Origin of the sequence: Morganella sp. HMSC11D09 (assembly GCF_001807955.1) — a bacterium.
Taxonomy (GTDB): Bacteria; Pseudomonadota; Gammaproteobacteria; order Enterobacterales; family Enterobacteriaceae; genus Morganella; species Morganella morganii.
Genome location: NZ_KV791666.1, coordinates 10,450 through 10,989 on the forward strand (window position 1 = coordinate 10,450; position 540 = coordinate 10,989).

The 540-nt window shown below is 40.7% G+C and carries 1 protein-coding gene and 1 pseudogene; both read left to right on the forward strand.

What is annotated here, in order from left to right; all coding sequences use genetic code 11:
* Positions 1-220 (forward strand): annotated as a pseudogene (locus HMPREF3119_RS18700) (hypothetical protein); the annotation flags it as partial.
* A gap of 2 nt (positions 221-222) precedes the next feature.
* Positions 223-489, forward strand: a complete 267-nt coding sequence (locus HMPREF3119_RS05780; protein ID WP_070578886.1) for a hypothetical protein — start codon at positions 223-225, stop codon at positions 487-489.
* The last annotated feature ends 51 nt before the right edge of the window (positions 490-540 follow it).

A 540-nucleotide genomic window follows, 5' to 3' on the forward strand; every position in this document is an offset into this window, starting at 1 on the left:
TAATGGTAATAACTGTGCAGTTGTATTTGGCGGTGGTGCTCAGAAAAGAACAAATTATGATGAATATATGGAATTCGAGTCTTATTTCTGGCGAATGAACGGTTCTAAACTGGAAGTACGTCTGTTGGTTGATACGTATTCCAGACCGCATGCGTCACAATCTTTTGAATCATGTGATATACCGCTATATATAATGATAATAGATACAACGGAGATATAAGAATGAATATATCAAAATTAATCACATTAGCTGCAATGACCACGCTGACAGCCTGCAACCATAACGTATACATCAAACCAGTGGATTGCACCGGGCATATGTTTGAGGGGCTGGATAACCGGCATTACTCAGCTAAGTTGACAAAATATGCGCCGGACAGTAAACGGTTTTTCAGTACAGGAGATCCTGTTCTGGGTTTGCATGGCTGGATCCGCATGGATGCATTTGACAAAATTACATGTGTTAAAGGCAAGAGTACAGAGGACTGATTATCGCCGTTACCGTCGCTGACTTCGACCCGCAAAAACTAAAATCAAAAT